This is a genomic window from Pseudomonas sp. RGM2987 (assembly GCF_022952855.1).
Taxonomy (GTDB): Bacteria; Pseudomonadota; Gammaproteobacteria; order Pseudomonadales; family Pseudomonadaceae; genus Aquipseudomonas.
This window is the reverse complement of record NZ_JALJDX010000205.1, coordinates 1-20756: the sequence shown is the minus strand read 5'-3', so window position 1 is coordinate 20756 and position 20756 is coordinate 1. Positions and strand designations below refer to the sequence as shown.

Annotated in this window: 20 protein-coding genes; 7 read left to right on the top strand and 13 right to left on the bottom strand. The window is 62.4% G+C overall.

All coding sequences use genetic code 11. The features are described 5' to 3' along the window. Positions 1 to 11: 11 nt before the first annotated feature. The 6 genes from RGM2987_RS17085 to RGM2987_RS17060 are packed head-to-tail and all read right to left on the bottom strand — an operon-like array spanning position 12 to position 4230. Complete coding sequence (locus RGM2987_RS17085) at positions 12 to 1691, bottom strand: acyl-CoA synthetase family protein (RefSeq protein WP_245143435.1); 1680 nt, start codon at positions 1689 to 1691, stop codon at positions 12 to 14. Then, the gene (locus RGM2987_RS17080) at positions 1688 to 2233 is read right to left on the bottom strand and encodes a hypothetical protein (RefSeq protein ID WP_245143433.1); all 546 of its coding nucleotides are present in this window, start codon (positions 2231 to 2233) and stop codon (positions 1688 to 1690) included. The genes RGM2987_RS17085 and RGM2987_RS17080 overlap by 4 nt, the downstream gene beginning before the upstream one ends. Further along, a complete protein-coding gene (locus tag RGM2987_RS17075; protein WP_030140951.1) occupies positions 2230 to 2484 on the bottom strand; it encodes an acyl carrier protein in 255 nt (84 codons plus the stop codon). Before RGM2987_RS17075 ends, RGM2987_RS17080 begins: the two co-directional genes overlap by 4 nt. Before the next feature lie 9 nt (positions 2485 to 2493). Beyond that, a complete protein-coding gene (locus RGM2987_RS17070) occupies positions 2494 to 2751 on the bottom strand; it encodes a phosphopantetheine-binding protein (RefSeq protein WP_042727925.1) in 258 nt (85 codons plus the stop codon). Continuing rightward, a complete protein-coding gene (locus RGM2987_RS17065; protein ID WP_245143431.1) occupies positions 2732 to 3541 on the bottom strand; it encodes a lysophospholipid acyltransferase family protein in 810 nt (269 codons plus the stop codon). The genes RGM2987_RS17070 and RGM2987_RS17065 overlap by 20 nt, the downstream gene beginning before the upstream one ends. Then, positions 3517 to 4230, bottom strand: a complete 714-nt coding sequence (locus tag RGM2987_RS17060) for a beta-ketoacyl synthase chain length factor (RefSeq protein WP_245143429.1) — start codon at positions 4228 to 4230, stop codon at positions 3517 to 3519. Before RGM2987_RS17060 ends, RGM2987_RS17065 begins: the two co-directional genes overlap by 25 nt. A gap of 358 nt (positions 4231 to 4588) precedes the next feature. Between RGM2987_RS17060 and RGM2987_RS17055 the strand changes: the two genes are divergently transcribed. Beyond that, a complete protein-coding gene (locus RGM2987_RS17055) occupies positions 4589 to 5359 on the top strand; it encodes a ParA family protein (protein WP_245143427.1) in 771 nt (256 codons plus the stop codon). Positions 5360 to 5486: 127 nt separating this feature from the next. Here RGM2987_RS17055 and trxC read toward each other — a convergent pair whose 3' ends face one another. Both trxC and ycaC read right to left on the bottom strand, forming a co-directional pair. Then, a complete protein-coding gene (gene trxC, locus RGM2987_RS17050) occupies positions 5487 to 5909 on the bottom strand; it encodes a thioredoxin TrxC (RefSeq protein ID WP_245143424.1) in 423 nt (140 codons plus the stop codon). Between the two features lie 157 nt (positions 5910 to 6066). Beyond that, positions 6067 to 6693, bottom strand: a complete 627-nt coding sequence (gene ycaC / locus RGM2987_RS17045) for an isochorismate family cysteine hydrolase YcaC (RefSeq protein WP_245143422.1) — start codon at positions 6691 to 6693, stop codon at positions 6067 to 6069. Positions 6694 to 6897: 204 nt separating this feature from the next. On the opposite strand from ycaC, the gene RGM2987_RS17040 reads away from it, so the two are divergent. From RGM2987_RS17040 to RGM2987_RS17025, 4 genes are all read left to right on the top strand, one after another. After that, positions 6898 to 7803 carry a LysR family transcriptional regulator gene (locus tag RGM2987_RS17040; RefSeq protein ID WP_245143551.1) on the top strand — a complete coding sequence of 302 codons (906 nt, stop codon included), beginning with the start codon at positions 6898 to 6900 and terminating at the stop codon, positions 7801 to 7803. A 295-nt stretch (positions 7804 to 8098) separates the two neighbouring features. Continuing rightward, on the top strand, positions 8099 to 8380 hold the full coding sequence (locus RGM2987_RS17035; protein ID WP_245143419.1) for a hypothetical protein: 282 nt from the start codon (positions 8099 to 8101) through the stop codon (positions 8378 to 8380). Positions 8381 to 8548: 168 nt separating this feature from the next. After that, complete coding sequence (locus RGM2987_RS17030) at positions 8549 to 8845, top strand: type II toxin-antitoxin system HigB family toxin (protein ID WP_245143417.1); 297 nt, start codon at positions 8549 to 8551, stop codon at positions 8843 to 8845. Then, a complete protein-coding gene (locus RGM2987_RS17025) occupies positions 8842 to 9243 on the top strand; it encodes a transcriptional regulator (RefSeq protein WP_245143414.1) in 402 nt (133 codons plus the stop codon). Before RGM2987_RS17030 ends, RGM2987_RS17025 begins: the two co-directional genes overlap by 4 nt. 59 nt (positions 9244 to 9302) lie before the next feature. Here RGM2987_RS17025 and selO read toward each other — a convergent pair whose 3' ends face one another. From selO to RGM2987_RS17005, 4 genes are all read right to left on the bottom strand, one after another. Then, positions 9303 to 10766, bottom strand: coding sequence for a protein adenylyltransferase SelO (selO, locus tag RGM2987_RS17020; protein ID WP_245143412.1), 1464 nt, complete (start codon positions 10764 to 10766; stop codon positions 9303 to 9305). A 37-nt stretch (positions 10767 to 10803) separates the two neighbouring features. Next, on the bottom strand, positions 10804 to 14166 hold the full coding sequence (mscK, locus tag RGM2987_RS17015) for a mechanosensitive channel MscK (RefSeq protein ID WP_245143411.1): 3363 nt from the start codon (positions 14164 to 14166) through the stop codon (positions 10804 to 10806). Positions 14167 to 14200: 34 nt separating this feature from the next. Further along, on the bottom strand, positions 14201 to 15943 hold the full coding sequence (locus RGM2987_RS17010; protein ID WP_245143408.1) for a potassium/proton antiporter: 1743 nt from the start codon (positions 15941 to 15943) through the stop codon (positions 14201 to 14203). Between the two features lie 300 nt (positions 15944 to 16243). Next, on the bottom strand, positions 16244 to 17869 hold the full coding sequence (locus RGM2987_RS17005) for a methyl-accepting chemotaxis protein (protein WP_245143407.1): 1626 nt from the start codon (positions 17867 to 17869) through the stop codon (positions 16244 to 16246). A 255-nt stretch (positions 17870 to 18124) separates the two neighbouring features. Between RGM2987_RS17005 and RGM2987_RS17000 the strand changes: the two genes are divergently transcribed. After that, complete coding sequence (locus RGM2987_RS17000; protein WP_245143405.1) at positions 18125 to 18355, top strand: hypothetical protein; 231 nt, start codon at positions 18125 to 18127, stop codon at positions 18353 to 18355. Further along, a complete protein-coding gene (locus RGM2987_RS16995) occupies positions 18352 to 18651 on the top strand; it encodes a cell division protein ZapA (protein ID WP_245143402.1) in 300 nt (99 codons plus the stop codon). The genes RGM2987_RS17000 and RGM2987_RS16995 overlap by 4 nt, the downstream gene beginning before the upstream one ends. A 195-nt stretch (positions 18652 to 18846) precedes the next feature. Here RGM2987_RS16995 and RGM2987_RS16990 read toward each other — a convergent pair whose 3' ends face one another. Beyond that, positions 18847 to 20649: an acyl-CoA dehydrogenase gene (locus RGM2987_RS16990; RefSeq protein ID WP_245143400.1), complete on the bottom strand. Its 1803-nt coding sequence runs from the start codon at positions 20647 to 20649 to the stop codon at positions 18847 to 18849. Positions 20650 to 20756: the final 107 nt, after the last annotated feature.

The window sequence follows — 20756 nt, the reverse complement described above, 5'->3', positions numbered from 1 at the left end:
AAACGTTGGGATTACTCATCACCCACCCCCAACACAATCCGCCCGCTGGAACAGGCCGCCGTGTCGTTGCGGTAGGCGAAGTACAGCTTGCCGCGCTCACGGTCGAAACGCAGGCTCAGCTGGATTTCATCGCCGGGGCGCACCAGTTGCTGGAACTTCAGCACTTCCATGCCGAGGAACCGGGACGGCACCTTCAACAGTTGTCGGCCCAGGCTCATGGCCCAATCGACCTGGACCACCCCCGGCAGCACGGGCGCGGTAGGAAAGTGGCCGCTGAAGTACGCGAGATCCGGCGGAACTACCAAGTGCAGGTGCCACTCGCCGTCGGTTTCGACTTGTTCCAGGATTTCGGGCGCCTTGGGACGCGGTGCCATCAGCAGCGCTTCGACCTCGGCCTGGGGCAGTTTGCCTTGGGCGTTGAGCGGTAGCTGTCGCAACCAGCGCCAGCGCCGTGGCAGGGCGAGGGTTTCGCAGTGCCCGCTCAGGTGGCGGCGCAGGCCCTCGGTCACGGCGCGCCGGCCCTGGTTGCGCAAGGTCCGCAGGCCGGTTTCGCTGAGCACCAGCAGTGCGCCAAGGGAGGCACGATTCTCTTGCACAACCCCGAGCCGTGCTTCGCTGACCCACTCGTGGGCCGTCAGCGCCTGTTCGAGCATCGGCAGGGAAATACGTTTTTCTTCGAGCTTGACGATACGGTCCAGCCGCCCGAGCAGTTCAAAGCGTCCGTCTTCGGCGATCCGCGCTGCGTCGGCGGTGTGTTCCACATGGCCGGTCGGCAGATAGGGCGAGGCGATCAGCAAGGCGCCGTCGCTGTCCTGGCTCAGCTCGACATCGGCAAACGGCTGCCACAGCCCGCCGCCCTGACGCCAGGCGATACCGCCGGTTTCCGAGCTGCCGAATATTTCCGTCGGCCATTGCCCGAGGCGCTGCTGCAAGCTTTGGGCGGCCTCGGCCGGCAACGCGCCACCGGAAGAGAACACCCGGCGCACCCGGCTCAGGGTCGGCCAGTCGAGGTTATCGCCCATGCGCTTGAGCAGCGCCGGGCTGGCGACCCAGGCAAACGCCGGGTGTTCGCGGCTGGCACGTTGCAGGTCTTCCGGGAAGGCCAGTTGCCGACGCACGAACGTACGCCCGGCGCACAGCGGCCACAACACCCGGAACAGCAAGCCATAGATGTGCTGGGCGGCAACGCTGCCGATCATGCAGGCCGAACCCAACCCGGCGCCCCACAGCTGCTCCAGGGCCTGGACTTCATTGCTCAACTGCCGCAGGTTTTTTTCGATGCGCTTGGGTTCGCCGCTGGAGCCGGAGGTGCACAGGCTCAGCCAGCAGTCATCGAGGTCCAGTTCCGCGGGGGGCAGCGGGGCCTGTTGCATGTCGTCGGGGTGGGTGTCGCCGGGCTGTCCGGTCAGCCACAGGTCGACCTCGGCGGCCCAGCGTTGCCGGGTCTGCGCTTGCAGGTCGGCCGGCAGCAGGACTCGCACCCCGGCACGCCAGGCGCCGAGCAGGGCCACCGCGAGGTCGGCGGCGTCTTCCAGGTGCACGGCGACATGCCGCACGCCCCGGGCTTGCAGGCCGGACGCCAGGCGCAACGCCGCGCCCCGCAGCTGCGCGTGATTGAGCGCCGGATCGGCTGTAACAGCACGTTCCGGCAAAGCCTCGAGCAACATCTGCTCAAGTGTTATCCAATTCATGGGCGGCCTCTTACCCGTTGTCGTATGAGCCATTCAATGGCAAACAGCAGCCCCATCAATCCGTAGGAAATCAGGCCGGTGTACAACATCCACCAACTCAGCGGCGCCCAAAGGGTCAGGGCGGCGGCGAGCAGACCGTTACACAGGAAAAATACACTCCAGGCCACCGTGACCTGGCGCGTATAGACCACCGCCTTCTCCGGCAACTGCGGTTCGCGCAGGCGGGCCAGGCGTTCGATCATCGGCGGCCCGTATTTCAGGCTCAGGACGAACAGCCCGAGCATGAAGGCGCTGATCAGCACCGGGTACCAGCGCAGCAGGAGCGGGCTGTCGAACAGCGCCAGTAACACGCAGAACACGATCGCCGTGGCCGCCATCCAGCGGCTGCCGGGCCGGCTTTCTACCAGAAGGGCCCGGGCCAGCCACAGGCTGCCCAGCAGCAGCCCGAACTGCCACGGCGCGAAGTGCTCCATGCCGAAATACACCGCAAAGGGGTACAACAGGCCCGCCAGCAGCAGGCCAAGGCCAATCAGCCGGGTCATGCGGCCGGTTGGACCAGTCGATAAACCGCCTCGACCACATCATTGACGGTGCGCACCGACTTGAATTCTTCGGCAGCGATTTTCTTGCCGGTCTGGCGCTTGATGTGGTCAATCAGGTCAACCGCGTCGATGCTGTCGATTTCCAGGTCCTGGTACAGGTTCGATTCCAGCGTCACACGCTCGGGGTCCAGCTCGAAGAGCTCGACCAGAGCATCGCGCAGGGTGTTGAAAATGTCGTCACGAGTTTGCATGGTCCGGTCTCAGGGGCGTTTTGCAGTGACGAAGGCCGCAAGGCTTGCCACATTGCTGAAATGGTTACGGGTGTCCTTGGCGTCGGCGTCGATCTTGATGCCGTACTGTTTCTGGATCGCCAGGCCAAGCTCCAGGGCATCCACCGAGTCCAGGCCCAGGCCTTCGCCGAACAGGGTCTGGTGGTCGCCGATGTCGTCGATGCCGATGTCTTCCAGGCCGAGGGCGTCGATGATCAGCTGTTTGATGTCACGGTGCAGATCGCTCATCTTCGGCGAGCTCCTTGATGAAATGGTGATGCAGAAAATCGTTGAGCCTGCGCGAAGCCTGGGGCGGCGGGCCCAGCGCGGCGAACGCCTGTGGGTCTATATCGGCCCCGACGCGAAAACTGAAGTGCACGCGGCGCGCGGGAATGCGATACCAGGGCTCGGCCTTGGTCAGGGTGGTCGGGCAGACCTTGATGGTGACCGGCGTGAGGATCTTCGCACCGCGCAGGGCAATGGCTGCGGCGCCCCGATGAAAGGCCGGCGCCTGGCCTGGCTGGGTGCGGGTGCCCTCGGGGAAAACGATCAGGGTCTGGCCGTCCTGCAGGGCACCGCTGGCGGCATCGAGCATGTCCATGCTGCCGTCGTTGCTGATGTATTGGGTCGCGCGCAGCGGGCCGCGGGTGAACGGGTTGTCCCACAGGCTTTGTTTGACCACGCAATTGGTGTTGGGCACCAGGCCGATCAGGAACACCACGTCGATCAGCGACGGGTGATTGGCGATGATCATCTGTCCGGGGCGGCCAAGCCGTTCGGCGCCGTCGATCTGATAAGTGAGCACCCCGGTACGGGCCATGAAACGGATGAAACACCAGAACAGCCGGCCGACCGTGCGGCGGGCCCGTTGCCGGTGGGCCTGGGCGTCGCCAGGCAGCCAGGCCAGGACCGGAAACACCAACAGGCGCAGGCACAGCCCGCCCAGCCCGAACAGGGCGAAGCTGGCGGCGGTCGCGAACAGGCGCCAGTAAAAGGCGTCGCGATGTCTACCGATTACCGGTTGCGTTGCCAGGTCCATACGCGATTCTTCCAGGCATGTTGGCAAGAGGTTTGGTTGGTCAGCAGGGTACGCAGCAGATCCAGGGCATGGGGCCAGTCACTGCCGGGCAATTGACCGGCGGCCAAGTCCAATTGCCAGTCATCGCCTGGGGTCAGCAGCAGGGCCATGGCATAGGGAAACGGCACATCATTGACCCACGGCGCGTACACCTGCGGCGGTTGTTCCTCGGTCATCACCAGCAATACGGCGGGCGATCCTTCATTCAGCAGTGCGGCGGCCTCCAGCACGCCGTGTTCCAGCCCGTCGCCGGTGGCGGCCAGGGCTGTCATCTCGCTGGTCTCGCCGCGCATGATCGACCACAGGCCAATCACCGCGTTGTGTACCGACAGGCTGAACTGGGTCGGCGACAACGGCTGGTCAGCGGCCAGGTCTTTCAGAATCTCGAATGTGCGTGGGGTTTCGCCGTGGCGGGAAATAAAGACCAACGGTAGGTCCGGCCGGCCCTCGGCCAGCGGCCAGCCCACACTGAAGGCCATCCGCGCCAGGCGGCTGAGGCGGCGGCGCTGCATGGCTGGCAGAAACGAGACGTCAGGGGCGGCATCGCTGGCGGGCAACACGACCGGCTGTCGGCTCCATGCCTGCCAATCGGCCACGCTTTCGAGCCCAGGGGCCCATGCGCGCCATTGGGCGATGTTGAAATTGATCACAAATTAACCCCACCCCTGCGGGCTTTTATTGTCACGGTCAGTGGTTTGACCCGCGTCCAACCCTGCATGGTCTTGCGACCCAAGTGGCGCGCATTATCCCGGTGCTGTTGGCTTGTAGCAAATGCTGGTTACATTTTGCCCAGTAAAAATGTACGAATCAGTGCACTGGGTCTCAGGCCGGGACCATTGTCGCGATTGTGACGCGCCTGTCTGTCGGTTGCTTCCGGCATATCCACGGGGAACTGACGCCGCAAGCGTGGAAAAAGCCACCGATGCTGTAGTCCTTCTACGCAGAAGGTAGCTAAGCGGTGTCGCGGCCTACTACACTCGGGAATCTTTGAGACACGGAGGCTTTGCCATGCGGCGTGTGGTGTTCAATCAGAAAGGTGGCGTGGGCAAGTCCAGCATCGCCTGCAACCTGGCAGCAGTCAGCGCCAGCGAAGGGTATCGCACGCTGTTGGTGGACCTGGACGCCCAGGCCAACTCCACCCAATACCTGACTGGCCTGACCGGCGATGAGATTCCCATGGGGATCGCCGACTTCTTCAAGCAGACCCTGTCGTCCGGGCCCTTCTCGAAGAAGAACAAGGTGGATATCTACGAGACGCCGTTCGACAACCTGCACGTCATCACTGCCACGGCGGAGCTGACGGACCTGCAGCCCAAGCTTGAGGCGAAGCATAAGATCAACAAGCTGCGCAAACTGCTGGAAGAGTTGGAAGAGGATTACGATCGGATTTACCTGGATACGCCGCCAGCCCTGAACTTCTACGCGGTTTCGGCACTGATCGCCGCTGATCGAGTATTGATTCCCTTCGACTGTGACAGTTTCTCCCGCCAGGCCCTCTACGGCCTGATGGCGGAAATCGAAGAGCTCAAGGACGACCATAATGAAGGCCTCGAAGTCGAGGGCATCGTGGTCAACCAGTTCCAGGCCCGCGCCAGCCTGCCCCAGCAGATCCTGGACGAACTGATCGCCGAAGGCCTGCCGGTGTTGCCGGTGTACCTGAGCAGCTCGGTGCGCATGCGCGAATCCCACCAGGCCAGCCTGCCGCTGATTCACCTGGACCCACGGCACAAGCTGACCCAGCAGTTCGTCGAGTTGCATGGGTTACTGGAAGGCGCTTGATCCTGAGGGCGATCTGGATCTTTTGTAGGAGCGGGCTTGCTCGCGAATGCGGAGTGTCAGGTGGCAAATGTGTTGCTGGCACTGCGCATTCGCGAGCAAGCCCGCTCCCACAGTGGTCTGTGTGATCTCAAACCCCCTGGCTACGCAACCACCCCATCAACTGCGGCAACGGCAGCGCCCCACTCTGGCGCGCCACTTCCCGGCCTTCCTTGAACAGGATCAGGCTGGGAATCGAGCGGATCCCCAGTTGTGCCGATAACGCCTGATTGGCTTCGCTGTCGAGCTTGGCCAGCCGGCATTTACCCAGCAGTTGCGCGGCGGCCTGTTCGAATACCGGCGCAAAGGACTTGCACGGCCCGCACCAATCGGCCCACACATCGACCAGCAACGGCAGGTCACCCTTGATCTGGCTGGCGTAGTCGCCTTGCTTGAGTTCGAACGGTTTGCTCAACAGGACTTGCGCCTTGCAGCGCCCGCACTTGGGCTGGTCGCCCAGGCGTTCGGCGGGGATGCGATTGAGCCCGTTGCAATGGGGGCAGGGGATCAGCATGGGGAGTCTCCAGAGAAAACATCGATGCAACGATTTGAACACGGCCTGCCGGCCACCACAAAACCCTTGTGGGAGCGGGCTTGCTCGCGAAGAGGGCAGTACATGACACTACGCCTTCGCGAGCAAGCCCGCTCCCACAGGGGTTATAGAGTGCTGTTTATTTTGCGCTGGTCAGCGTGTTGTAGCTGGTCATCAGGTTGCGGTAGTCCGGGATGTGGTTGGAGAACAGGGTCGCGAGGCCCTCCACGTCGTTGCGCCAGTCGCGGTGCAGCTCACAGGCCAGGCCGAACCAAGTCATCAGTTGGGCGCCAGCGGTGGACATGCGGTCCCAGGCCGAGTCACGGGTCAGTTCATTGAACGTGCCAGAGGCATCGGTGACCACGAACACCTCGAAACCTTCGGCCAGGGCCGACAGTGCCGGGAAGGCCACGCAGACTTCAGTCACAACGCCGGCAATGATCAGTTGCTTCTTGCCGGTGGCCTTGATGGCCTTGACGAAATCTTCGTTGTCCCAGGCGTTGATCTGGCCAGGGCGGGCGATGTACGGCGCGTCCGGGAACAGGGTCTTGAGCTCGGGCATCAGCGGGCCGTTGGGGCCGGTTTCGAAGCTGGTGGTGAGGATGGTCGGCAGTTGGAAGTATTTCGCCAGGTCAGCCAGGGCCAGTACGTTGTTCTTGAAACGGTCCGGATCGATGTCGCGTACCAGGGACAGCAAGCCGGCCTGGTGGTCTACCAGCAGAACGGCGGCGTTGTCTTTGTCCAGGCGGTTGTAGGAAGTAGTCATGGCGTAATCCTCATAAAGTCTGGGTGCCGATCGATTCGGCGGGGTTAAGGTTTTGAACTCGGTACAGCGTTAAATCGGGTGTCGATCCGACTGAAGCTTTTGGCTTCGGTCTGTGTTCCTAAGCGATGGACATAGATTAAAACTGACACCTTTGATGCGCTAGAGTGCGAAAATCAGCCTTAGCGTTCTATTTGGAGAACGATCATCGAAGACCTCAACACGCTTTACTATTTCACTCAGGTAGTCGAGCACGGCGGCTTCGCCGCTGCCGGGCGTGCGCTGGACATGCCTAAATCCAAGCTCAGCCGGCGTATCGCCCAGTTGGAAGAGCGGCTCGGGGTGCGCTTGATCCATCGCACCAGCCGCCTTTGCACGTTGACTGAGATCGGCCAGGCCTATTACCAGCGCTGTCTGGCGATGCGGGTCGAGGCCGAGAGTGCGGCCGAGGTGATCGAACGCAACCGTTCCGAACCCCAGGGCCTGGTGCGTATCAGTTGCCCGACGGCATTGCTCAATAGCTGGGTCGGGCCGATGCTGACCCGCTACATGCTCAAGTACCCGCGGGTGGAGCTGTTCATCGAGAGCACCAACCGTAGGGTCGACTTGATCCATGAGGGGTTCGATATCGCCTTGCGGGTGCGCTTCCCGCCGCTGGAAAACACCGACATGGTCATGAAAGTGCTGAGTAACAGCACCCAATGCCTGGTGGGCACCCCGGCTTATCTGGAGCATTTGTCGTCACCTGCCTCACCGGCGGACCTCAACGGTTTGCCCAGCGTGCATTGGGGCTCGGCGCAACGCGAATACCAGTGGGAACTGTTCGGTCCGGAGGGCGCCCGTGCGTTGATCCGCCATGAACCGCGCATGGTCACCGACGACTTGCTGGCCCTGCGGCATGCGGTGCTGGCGGGTATCGGCGTCGCCCACCTGCCCACCGTAGTGGTGCGCGAGGACCTGGCCGCTGGACGCCTGGTTGAATTGGTGCCGGGCTGGACGCCGAAATGCGGGATCGTCCACGCGATCTTCGCCTCCCGGCGCGGGTTGCTGCCGTCGGTGCGCACATTGATCGACTTTTTGGCTGAGGAATTCAGCCATAGCGATATGGCTTAGGGTGAAATCAGCAAGCCCGGCGCATCCCCCTGTGGGAGTGGGCTTGCTCGCGAAGGCGGTGTAACAGCCAGCAAAGAGGTTGAATGTCCTGACCTCTTCGCGAGCAAGCCCGCTCCCACAGGATTTGCGCCGGGCATGAAAGTACGGGCCACCGCAGGCCCCAATGTGGGAGCGAATAGGCTCCCACAGAGATTTTCTCCAAGTCTTCTCACGGTGCCATTCATCAGGTCCACCGCACGCAAGGCGCGCCAGGCCCTCAAAAATACAACGCACCTGTTCATATTCCGGAGGCCCCATGAGCAATCCTCAAGACCCAACCCTCTCCACCACCCTGAACAGCCCCAACGACGACGGCTTCGTGCTCGGCACTGCCGGTCGCGACGAAGACCCGAACGCCGCCCCGTCCTATGCCACCGATGAGCGCCATGACCGGGATGAGCTGACCCCTGAAGACACCCGTGGCCTACCCGGTTACCCCAAGAAGAAATCGCCGGCCGAATCGACCGACGAGCAGGCGGACGCCGAAACGGAGACAGGGATCGAAACGCCGGAGCAGGGCAACGATAAGGTGGGGTAAGAACGAAGCTCATATCTACTGACATCTTGAAGCGGAGCCTGAAGTTTGGAACAGCTAGGCTGAAAAAGGTCTTCAGGCACCCGTCTGTCTGATTCGAGGCTATCGCATTTTGCGATATGCCTGATCCATGCTTAACTCCCCCATAGCAAAATGCGATAAGGATATTGCATGCATGTCATCACCGAGAAACGCATCTGGGAGGCCAAGGAAAAATGGCCGCAGTCAGCGGCGGCGTTGGATCAGTGGTATCGACTTATCAAGCGCAACAAGCCTACAGATTTCGCGACGATGAAAGCGATTTTCCCTGCCGCCGATAAAGTGGGTCCGCTGCACGTGTTCGACATTGGTGGCAACAAATTGCGGCTGGTCGCCGTAGTTCACTATCGGGCTCAACGCTTGTACATCAAATGCGTGCTGGATCATAAGGAATACGACCGTGGCAAGTGGAAGGAGGAAAAGCGATGAGTGCACTGATCGAACAAGTCGCCGCCCATTGGGAGTTTGTGTCGCCGTTGTTGCGTAAACCCAGGAATGAAGAAGATTACGACCGGCTGGCCGGTGCTCTTGATGAGCTATTGGAGTTGGTGGGTGAAGACGAGGCGCATCCGTTGATGAGCCTGGTGGACATCATTGGAGAATGGATCGAGGCCTGGGACCATCAGCACCGGCCGATGCCAAAGGCGACAGGCGTCGAGGCGCTTCGTTACTTGATGCGCGAGCACGGCATGAGTCAGAGCGAATTGCCAGGTGTGGGTGCACAGTCAGTTGTATCGGAAGTTTTGAGTGGTAAACGTCAGCTCAACTTGAGGCAGGTTCGCTGGCTGGCGGAGCGTTTCGGGGTGTCTGTCGAAACATTCATTTAGGGCATGAGCGTCGCTATCATTCAGGTTGATGCCGACCTGCCTTTCGTGGCGCCTCAGCATTATGAGGAGCAACTGATCTCCAGATGCTTGCCCCACTCCGGTGGACGTTGCGCGTAAGCGTCCATGCCCGGTTGTTCTTCGAACGGGTTGCTCAGCACGGCGTGCAAGCGGCGGACTTCTTCATAGTCGCCGGACTCGGCGGCGTCGATGGCTTTCTGGGCCAGGTAGTTGCGCAGTATGTACAGGGGGTTGACCGCGTGCATGCGGGTTCGGCGCTGGTCTTGATCGATGGCGCCTTCGCGGTTGACCCGGGCGATGTAGAGCTCGCCCCAGGCGTCGAAGCCGTTCAGGTCGACGAAGTCGTCGCGCAGGGTGGCGATGGCCGGTGCGGGGGCCTGGTCGCCCAGGCGGCGGAAGAACAGGCTGTAGTCGACGCCGCTGTTCTGCATCAGTTGCAGCAGGCGTTCCACCAGTTTCTGGTCGTCTTCTTCGGCACAGGTCAGGCCGAGGCGGCGGCGCATCAGGTCCAGGTAATGAGCCTGGTACAGCGGCAAGTACAAGCCAAGGGTTTCGCGCAGGGCCTCGACGCTGATGAAAGGCGTCAAGGCCTGGGCCAGGGCGCTGAGGTTCCACTGGCCAATGGGCACCTGGTTGCTGAACGAGTAGCGGCCCTGGTCATCGGAGTGGTTGCAGATGAAGTTGGCGTCGAAGTCATCGAGGAAGGCGAACGGCCCGAAGTCGAACGTGATGCCCAGGATCGACATGTTGTCGGTGTTCATCACGCCGTGGCAGAACCCGTAGGCCTGCCATTTCGCAATCAGCTCGGCATTGCGCTCGACGATTTCGCGGAACATCGCCAGGTACGGTTCGGGCTGCTCGCGGCACTCGGCAAAATGCAGGTTCAGCACGTGCTCGGCGATGGCCGCGTGCAGCTCGGGCTTCTTGGTGTAGTAGAAGTATTCGAAATGCCCGAAGCGCACATGGCTGGGCGCCAGGCGCAGGACCATGGCGGCGCGCTCCTGTTTTTCACGCCACACCGGGGTGTCCGAACCGATCACGCACAGGGCGCGGGTGGTGGGAATGCCCAGGGCATGCAGGGCTTCGGATGCCAGGAACTCGCGGATCGAGGAGCGCAGCACTGCCCGGCCGTCGCCCATCCGCGAGAATGGCGTCTGGCCGGCGCCCTTGAGGTGCAGGTCCCAGTGTTCGCCGGCCGCGTTGTACACCTCTGCCAGCAGCAGCCCGCGCCCATCACCCAGTTGCGGGTTGTAGTGGCCGAACTGATGCCCGGAATAGACCATCGCCCGCGGCTCGGCTTCGGCCCACAGCTTATGACCGCCGAACAGCTCGGCGAACAGCGGCGACTGCGCTTCGCCCGGGTCCAGGTCCAGCAGCGCCATGGCAGCGGGGCTGGCGACGACCAGCCGGGGATTGTCGATGGGCTCGGGCAGCACATGGGTCGAGAAACCGTCGCCCAGGCGGGCGAAACGGTTATCGAAGGTCAAGGTTTCCAGCGTTTTCATGGCCGTCTCCGGCGCGATGCCCAGAGGCACCCCGCGATCAGTCGAGATTCTGTTGCGGTGGCTCTGGTACCGGTTTGATGCTGGCGACGGTCGAAGGCACGGGCGCAAGGGTTTTGTTGTCCGGCTCGGCAGGCACCAGCTTGTATTCCTGGCCGTGCAGGTTCTTCAGGTAGATTTCCATCTGCCGGAACGAAATGTTGATGTGCTCTTTCTTGAATTCACGGTTGATGAAGCGGTTGATCTCGTCCAGCACCGGGTTGCGGTCACCGAGGTCGCGCACGTGCATGCGCAGCTCGTGGTCCAGGGTACTTTCACCGAAATTGAGGAAATACACGATCGGTTCCGGTTCCTTCAGCACCCGTGGGTTGTCGCGGGCCGCCTTGAGCAGCAGCTCGCGGACCCGGTCCAGGTCCGAACCGTAGTCCACGCCCAGCTTCAGGGTCACCCGGGTAACAGTGTCGGTGAGCGACCAGTTGATCAGTTGCCCGGTGATGAAGGTTTTGTTCGGGACGATGATGTCCTTGCGGTCGAAGTCGGTGATGGTGGTCGCACGGATGCGGATCTTGCTGACCGTGCCCGACAGGTTGCCGATGGTGATGGTATCGCCGATGCGCACCGGGCGCTCGAACAGGATCATGATCCCGGAGATGAAGTTGGCGAAGATTTCCTGCATGCCGAAGCCCAGGCCCACCGACAACGCGGCCACCAGCCATTGCAGTTTGTCCCAGCTCACGCCGAGGGTGGAGAGGGTGGTGACGAAGCCGACGCCGGCGATCACATAGGACAACAACGTCGTGGTGGCATAGGCGCTGCCCTGGGCCAGGTTCAGCTTTGACAGCACGAACACTTCCAGCAGGCCCGGCAGGTTGCGGGCCAGGGCGAAGGTGATGCCGATGATGATCAGGGCGCCGAGCATGTCGCCGATGCTGATGGGCACCATGCTCATGTTGGCGCCGGTGCCGCTGGTGTATTCGTAGAGGGTGATGTTGTCCAGGTACGAGAACACGCTGATCAAGTCCGACCAGACCCAGTACAGCGCGGCGATGAACCCACCCAGCAGGGCCAGGCGGATCAGGCGCAGGGACTGTTCGTTGACCTTCTCGATATCCAGGGTCGGTTCCTCGACCACCGCCTCGCCATCGCCGGCTTCCTTGGCGGCCTGGCGCTTGGCCAGGGCGCGCTGGTAGGCCAGGCGCCGCGCCGCGACCGATAGGCCGCGCACGAACGTGGCTTCGATCACCAGCCAGAACATCAGCAGGTACAGCGTATTGATCAGCCGGTCACTGAGCTTCAACGCGGTGTAGTAGTAGCCAAAGCACACCGCCACGAACAGCGCGATAGGCAGCGCAGTGAACAGCACCCCGACGGCCTTGCGAAACAGCGAAGTGTTCTGGTGGGTCGGGCTGCTCAGCAGCAGGCGACTGAGCAACCACGCCATCAGGGCGTAGCAGGTCAGCACCACCGGCATGCCCAGCACGTCATCGGCCAGGGCCGAGGGTTGCAACTCGGCCACGGCCACCACCGCAACCAGCGCCAGCACGACCAGCCCGAGCCGACGGATCCAGCCCTGGAGGAATTCAACCTGGGGCTTCTCCCAGCGGAAGTGCAACTCGGCCACGCCGCCCGGGGCCAGCACGCGGTAGGCGGTATAGAACACCAGCCAGGCCTGGCCGATCTGCAACAACGCGGCGCCAAGGTTGGCGTTCTGGCCCCGTGCGTCGATCTGCAAGGCGTAGCCGCACAGCGCCAGCGCCAATGCGACGGGCATCGCCAGCAGGATATTGATCAGGATCGCCTGGGGCGTGTGCAGCTGGCTGTCGCGCTTGAAGTGTCCGACGTCCTGGTGAACCTTGTTCAGCCGCGCATAGAGCTGCTTGCGCCGCCACAACAACGCACCGATCAGCAGCGCCAGGGGCAGGAACAGCAGGGGCCGCTGGGTCAGGCCATCGGCCAGCTCACTGAGGCTCGAGGCCCAGGGCAGTGAATCGACCTGTTTTTCCAGGCGGGCCGGCACGCCGCGCATCCATTCGAAGTCCAGCGGTTTGTTGCTGGGAATCCAGAACATCTGCTCCTCGAGGGTCGAGCGCAGGTTTTGCGCCGTGCTGAGCAGTTGCTTCTGGTTGAGCTGCAAGGTGATGGATTCGTTGAGTACCGCGCTCAATTCGCGGTTCAGGCGCTCCAGCAGGTCGACGCGGGTCAATGCCAGGTCCAGCAGGGCCTTGCGCAGTTGCGGCGTGACTTGCTCCGAGGGCTGGGAGGCCAACAGGCTGTCTACGTAGGCACTGGGATTGTTCAACAGTTCGCGCTGCTGGCTGACCTCGAACTGGTACAGGCGGATGTCGGCGATCTGGTCGGCCAGGTTCTGGTCCAGCTTCAGGCGTGGCAGGGTCTGGCGCTGCTTGTAGAGAATCTTGGAGAGCAGCAGGCTGCCCTTGAGCACGCTGATCTGCTCGTCCAGGGCGGCGTCGGTCTGGGTGACGCTGTCCAGCAATTGCTTGGTCTGCAGGTTCTGTTGGGTGACCTCGTTGAGGCGGTCGGTGCTCTTGAGCAGGTAGTCGGACAGCTTGAGGTTGGTCGCGCTTTCGGTCGCCAGCAAGCTGCTGCCGCCGGCCTTCTGGGCCTCGATGGATTGCTGGGTCACCGTTTCCTGGGACTGGGCCAGGCGCTTCTGGTTGATCAGGTTTTGCAGGTCCTGGATTTCCTGCTCCATGCGGGCGATTTTTTCCATCAGCAAGTCATGCTGGCCGTTGCCCAGGTCCTGCAATTGACTGTTGCCGGCCAGCTCCTGGCGGCGCAGCGCAATCAGCGCGTTGAGCGCCGCCAGCTCAGCGTTGAGCTGGTCACGCTGTTCGCCGCTGATGGCTTTGCCGGCGTCCCGACCGGCCTTGAGGATGGCGTTGATCTGCTGGATGCGGGTCTGGCTGCTGGAGATTTCCGCCTGGGCCCGTTCGGGGCGGGTCTGGGCGGTGATGATCAGGCTGTTGGCCTCGGCCAGTGCCTTTTGCAGGTCGCCCTGCTGGGTGGAGCGTTCCGTCAGCATCTGCTCGAGCTGGGGAATCGGCAGGTTGGCGTAGCGCTGCGCCACCGGCACCACGTTGGTGCCCTTGAGCCGCGTCAGTTCGCGCTGGTTCTCGATGTTCTGTTTCGGCGCAGTGGCCAACTGCTGCTTGAGGGCCGTCAGTTTCTGTTCGTAGTCTGCCTTGTTGTTGAGCTGAGTCAGGGTGCTCTGCAACACGGCCTGCAAGGCTTTCTCGTCGGCTTCCGGCAGCTTGCGGTCACCGATCTTGTCCAGGCTGGTTTGCACCGAGGCGCTGGTGGGCAGTTCAGCGGCTTGCAGTGGGCAGACGGAGAGACTCAAGCCCAGAAGGGCGATGGCAAAAAAGGAGCGCAGGGTAGGCATAGAGACCGGTCGAGCAAGTGAGAGTGGGAGCAGTTTAGAGGAACAAGCCGGGACCCGGGCGACTTCCTTCGGGGAATCTGACGCCCACTTTGCCGATCTTGTTCCCGTCCATGGCCGCGACGGTCCACAGGGTGTTGTTCCAGTCCACCTGGTCGCCGACCACTGGCGCACCGCCCACTTTCTGGGCGATGAAACGGCCCAGGGACATGTCCGGGTCGATGCCGTCCAGTTGCAACCCGTACAGGGCGGCAACCGCGGCCAGCTGGGCGTCTCCTTCGAGTACGAAGTCGCCGAAGAAGCGCAGGTCGAGGCCTCGTTGCGGCGCCTGGCTGAAGAGTTTTCCAAGGGCCGGCAAGTCGTGCTCATGGCCGATAACACACAGCAAATCATCGACTTCCAGCACCGTACTACCCGACGGATGGAGCAATTGCTGGCCGCGAAACAGCGCCGCGATGCGCGTTCCGTCGGGCATTTTCAGATCCCGCAGCGGCGAGCCGATGCACCATTTCTCCGCGCCCAGGCGATAGATGAACAGTTCCCACTCGCTGGTGACGTGCACCTCCAGCGCGGCACGGGAAATCGGCAGCGGCTCAGGCGGGACGGTGACATGCAGCAACTTGGCGACCCACGGCAGGCTCGTGCCCTGCACCAGCAGCGACACCAGCACGATAAAGAACGCCAGGTTGAAATAGAGTTGAGCGTGGGGCAGGCCAGCCATCAGCGGGAACACCGCGAGGATGATCGGCACCGCGCCGCGCAGGCCAACCCAGGAAATGAACGCCTTCTCGCGGCCATGGAACGCCTTGAAGGGCAGCAGGCCCACCATGACCGACAGTGGGCGAGCAAACAGGATCATCCACAGCGCCAGGCCCAGGGCGGGCAGGGCGATCGGCAGCAGGTCGTGGGGCGTAACCAACAGCCCCAGCACCAGGAACATGCCGATCTGGGCCAGCCAGGCCATGCCATCGAGCATGTGCAGAATGCCGTGACGGCTGCGCACCGGACGGTTACCCAGCACCAGGCCGCACAGGTACACCGCGAGGAAGCCGCTGCCGTGCAGGGCGTTGGTCAGGGCGAACACCGCCAGGCCACCGCTGATCACCAGGATCGGATACAGGCCGTTGGCCAGGTTGATACGGTTGACCAGTTGCAACATCAACCAGCCACCGCCCAGGCCGAGTACCGCGCCGATGCCGAACTCGCGCACCAGGTGCCCCAGCAGGCTCCAGTGCAGGCCGGTTTCGCCACTGGCAAGCATGCCGATCAGGGTCACCGTGAGGAACACTGCCATCGGGTCGTTACTGCCGGACTCGATCTCCAGGGTGGCACTGACCCGCTCGTTCAGGCCTTTGCCGCCGAGCAGCGAGAACACCGCCGCAGCGTCGGTCGAGCCGACGATGGCGCCGATCAGCAGCCCCTGGATCAGGTTGAGGTTGAACAGCCACGCCGCCGCCAGGCCGGTCAGGCCGGTGGTGATCAACACCCCGACGGTGGCCAGCGACAGCGCCGGCCACAACGCCACCCGGAAGCTGGAAACCCGGGTGCGCAAGCCGCCGTCCAGCAGGATGACGGCCAGGGCGAGGTTGCCGACCAGATAGGCCGTGGCGTAGTTATCGAAAAGGATACCGGCGCCGTCGACCCCGGCCACCATGCCCACGGCCAGGATGATCACCAGGATCGGGATGCCCAGGCGGGACGAAAGAGAACTCACCAGGATGCTCGCACCTACCAGCAACGCGCCGATCAAGAACAGGCTGTTGATGGTCGTCGCAGTCAAAGGCAGTACTCCGAAAAAACTCAAGGGCGGGCACAGACTGACCATGCAGTCTGCGTGCCAGCGATTCTAACCTGTTGAAATGTGATGCTGTCAAAAAAGGTTGGGGATTGGGCTACAAGGGCGGCAGCAATACCGTGGCGAGGGAGCTTGCTCCCGCTCGGCTGCGAAGCAGTCGTCGCTTTTGAGGCCTGGGGCTGCTTCGCCCGAGGCGTCGGAGCGTCCAGCGGGAGCAAGCTCCCTCGCCACAAAAGCTGGCGGGTTGATCGCTCACGGTCTGTGGACGATCAACCGTTACGCAGATCAGAGGCTGAAACGCCCCACCATGCTGTTCAGGTCCACCGCCAGGCGCGACAGTTCGGCGCTGGCAGCGCTGGTCTGGTTGGCGCCGGTGGCCGATTGCACCGACAGGTCGCGGATGTTCACCAGGTTGCGATCCACTTCACGGGCTACCTGGGCCTGTTCTTCGGCGGCGCTGGCAATGACCAGGTTGCGCTCGTTGATCTCGACGATGGCGGTGTTGATGGTGTCCAGGGACATGCCGGCGCCGCGGGCGATGTTCAGGGTCGACTCGGCGCGTTCGGTGCTGTTGCGCATCGAATCCACGGCCTGTTCGGTACCGCTCTGGATGCTGCCGATCATGCGCTCGATCTCGCTGGTCGACTGCTGGGTGCGATGGGCCAGGGCGCGTACCTCGTCCGCCACCACGGCAAATCCACGACCGGCTTCACCGGCACGGGCGGCTTCGATGGCGGCGTTCAGCGCCAGCAGGTTGGTCTGGTCGGCCAGCCCACGGATCACGTCCAGCACCTTGCCGATGTCACGGGACTCGTCGGCCAGATTGCCAATCAGCGTGGCGGTGCTTTGTACATCGGTACTCATGCGTTCGATGGCGCTGACGGTTTCCTGCACCAGGTCACGGCCATCGCCGGCGGAGGTGGTGGCGTTTTTCGAGGCTTCGGAGGTGCTGACCGCGTTGCGCGCCACTTCTTCCACGGCGCTGGTCATCTCGTTGACCGCTGTGGCCGCCTGTTCGATTTCGTTGTTCTGCTGAACCAGGCCACGGGCGCTCTCGTCGGTAACGCTGTTGAGTTCCTCGGCGGCGGAGGCCAGTTGCGTGGCCGAGCCGGAGATGCGTTGCAAGGTGTCGCGCAGTTTTTCCTGCATGGTCGACATCGCCCGCAGCAGGCGCCCGGCTTCATCGCTGCCATCGACGATGATCGGCCGGGTCAGGTCGCCCTTGGCGATTTCCTCGGCTGCGTCCAGCGCATTGCCGATCGGTCGGGTGATGCTGTTGGTCAGCAGCCAGGCGAACAACAGGGTCAGGCCGGTGGCGATGACCAGCAGCGTGACCACCCAGTTGAAGGCCGTGGAATATTGCTCCACCGCGCCCTGGTTGAGGGCCTCGGCCTGCTTATTGTTGATGTCCATCAGTCGGCCGATGACCGCGTTGATCGCATCGGAGTTGCTCAGCAGTTCAGTGTTGAGCAGTGCCCGCAGCTCCTCGAGCTGATTGTTGCGCGACAGGGTTTTCATCCGCTCTTCGAGCTGACGGTACTGGCCCAGCAGTTGTACGTATTGATCGTAGGCGGCTCGCTCTTCCGGGGCGCTGATAAGCTTTTCATAAGCGGTCTGGGCGGCGCGGATCTGCTGGTTGCGTTGTTCGAACAGATCGTAGGTCTTTTGCTGGATGTCCGGTTCACGGTTGACCAGCAAGCGATAGGACAGCACGCGCAGGCGCAGGGTGATTTGTGTGAACTCGTCGAGGGCCTTGATGCTGGGCACGCTGTTCTCGACGATGTTTTCGCCGGACTCGCGGATTTTACTCATCTGGCTCAGGGCAAAGACCCCGAGGGCCAGCATCAGGGCGCCGATCAGGGCAAACCCCAGGAACGCCCGCGGCGCGATGTTCATATTACGTAGAGACATGGAAAGTACCGGAGAAGGGCGTCCGTGCGAGACTTTTTACGGGTGGTCCCTGACTTATCGGTCATACGACTGAAGTCTTGAGCGACTGCGTGCTTTTGTCGCAGCGCCGGGGCGTGGCACGACGAAGGGTAGGAACCAGATCCTCGAATCGCAGTCTCTAAAGCTCGCCAGCGAAGCACCGCCGCACATGCCCCATAGCGTCGCCGGTGACTTTTCTTTATCGTACGCGCCCCCTGAAAAAGCCTGGAAATCAATATGTTGGAAGCATCCCTCAGCCAACTGGAGCAACTGGTCAATGACCTGGTGCAACAGAACCGTCACCTCACCGGCCTGAACGAAACCCTGAGCGCGGAACTTGCCAGGGCCAAGGATGAAAACGAAAGCCTGCAATTGAGCCTGATGGAGCAGGAAGAACTGCATGGCACCACCGCCGCGCGTATCCAGGCGCTGATCGAGCGTGCCAGCGCAGGCCCTGTCAGCGCATGAAGCACGCCGATGGGGTGACAGTCGTTTCGATCCTGGGAGAAGACTATTCAATCAAGGCCCCGGCCGGGCAGGAACAGGCCCTGCTGGACGCCGCTTCGATGCTCAAGGCGGCCCTGGCCGACACCAAGCGCAAATACCCGACGCTGATCGGTGATCGGCTGTTGGTGCTGGCCGCCATGAACCTGTGCTCGCAGCAGATCGAGATGCAGAAGCAGCATCAGGCAGAACTCGAGCGTTACCAGGAGCAGGTCAACGCCACGGTGGATGTCATTGCCAAGACGATTCATCAGGCTTGAACGTCTCGATGATCACTGTGGGAGCGGGCTTGCTCGCGAAGGCGTAGTGTCAGTTACACGTGTGCCTGCTGACACACCGCTTTCGCGAGCAAGCCCGCTCCCACAGTAGCTTGGCGTGGTCGCAAAGTCCGCGTTCACAGCAGAACCCAGCGAGCTTGCTCGCGATAGCGATTTGAACCGCGCTACAAAAACGGATCAGAACCACTCATCCCGCATCTCCAGGCAGGTATCGTCCCGTGCCTCGAGCAATGCCAGTTCATGGTGGCAACCGGGGATTTCCCACGTCAGGAAATACCGCGCCGCTTGCAGTTTGCCCTTGTAGAAGTCGCTGTCCGCAGCATTGCCCCTGGCCAGTCCTTCCTCGGCGCGAATCGCCTGTTCCAGCCAGCGCCAGCCAATCACCATATGACCAAACACTTTCAAGTACAGCGCCGAGTTGGCGAGGCTGCTGTTGACCTTGCCCTGGGCCAGGTCGGTCAGCAAGCCGAGGGTGGCCGTCTGCAGGCGCGCCACCAGCGCTTCCAATGGCTGGCGCAAGGGCGCCAGTGAATCATGGGCCTGGGCGCGCTCGGTGGTGTCAGCTACCAGGCGAATCAGCTGCTTGAGCCCGGCGCCGCCGTTCTGCGCCAGTTTACGGCCCAGCAGGTCAAGCGACTGGATGCCGTGGGTGCCTTCGTGGATCGGGTTCAGGCGGTTGTCGCGGTAATACTGCTCCACCGGATACTCGCGGGTGTAGCCGTGGCCACCGAGAATCTGGATCGCCAGTTCGTTGGCCTTCAGGCAGAACTCCGACGGCCAGGATTTGACGATGGGCGTCAGCAGATCCAGCAGTTCATGGGCGCGCTGCCGTTCGGCTTCGCTTTCAAGGGTGGTGGTGTCGTCGAACAACCGCGCCGCATACAGGCCCAGGTCAAACGAGCCTTCGACGTAGGCCTTCTGGGTCAACAGCATGCGGCGCACATCGGCGTGCTGGATGATCGCCACCGGGGCGGTGGTCGGGTCCTTGCTGTCCGGCACTCGTCCTTGTGGACGTTCACGGGCGTATTCGAGGGAATACAGGTAACCGGCGTAGCCCAGCATCACGGCGCCCATGCCGACGCCGATCCGCGCCTCGTTCATCATCTGGAACATGTAGCTCAGGCCGTGGTGCGGCTTGCCCACCAGGTAGCCGACGCACTCGTTGTTGTCGCCGAAGTTCAGCGCCGTGGACGTGGTGCCGCGCCAGCCCATCTTGTGGAACAGCCCGGCCAGCAGCACGTCGTTGCGTGGGCCGAGGCTGCCGTTGTCGTTGACCAGGAACTTGGGCACGATGAACAGCGAAATACCCTTCACCCCCGGTGGCGCGTCCGGCAGTTTCGCCAGGACCATGTGCACGATGTTTTCCGACAATGGATGGTCGCCGCCGGAGATGAAGATCTTGTTGCCTTTGAGGCGGTAAGTGCCGTCCGGCGCCGGCTCGGCGCGGGTGCGGATGTCCGACAGCGAGGAGCCTGCGTGGGGTTCGGTCAGGGCCATGGTGCCGAAGAAACGCCCGTCGATCATCGGTTGCAGGAAGCGTTGTTTCTGCTCCTCGCTGCCGAAGCTTTCGATCAGGTTCGCTGCGCCCATGGTCAGGAACGGATAGGAGGTGGAGGCGGCGTTGGCCGACTGGAAATGCGCGAAACAGGCTTGTGACAGCAGCGTCGGCAGTTGCATGCCGCCGGCGTCGAAACCGCGGGCTGCATTGAGAAAACCCGCCTCGAGAAACGCATCCACCGCCGGTTTCACTTCCGGAATCAGAATCGCCTCGCCGTTCTCGTAGCGCGGCTCGTTCTCATCGTTCTTGCGGTTGTGCGGGGCGAAGTACTTCTCGGCGATGCTGCGGGCTGTGCCGAGGGCTGCGTCGAAGGTTTCGCGATTGTGCTCGGCAAACCGCTCGCGCTGGGTCAGGCCCTCGGCATCAAGGACTTCATACAGCTCGAAAGCCAGATTACGGGAACTGAGCAGCGTCTCGGACATGGCGGCCTACCTTGTTTGGAATGGGCCGAGTCTAGGCGCGGAAATAGAGGCTGAACAGGAAGATTGATTTGGGTGATGAAGAGGCGAGGGCGACACTAATCCAAATG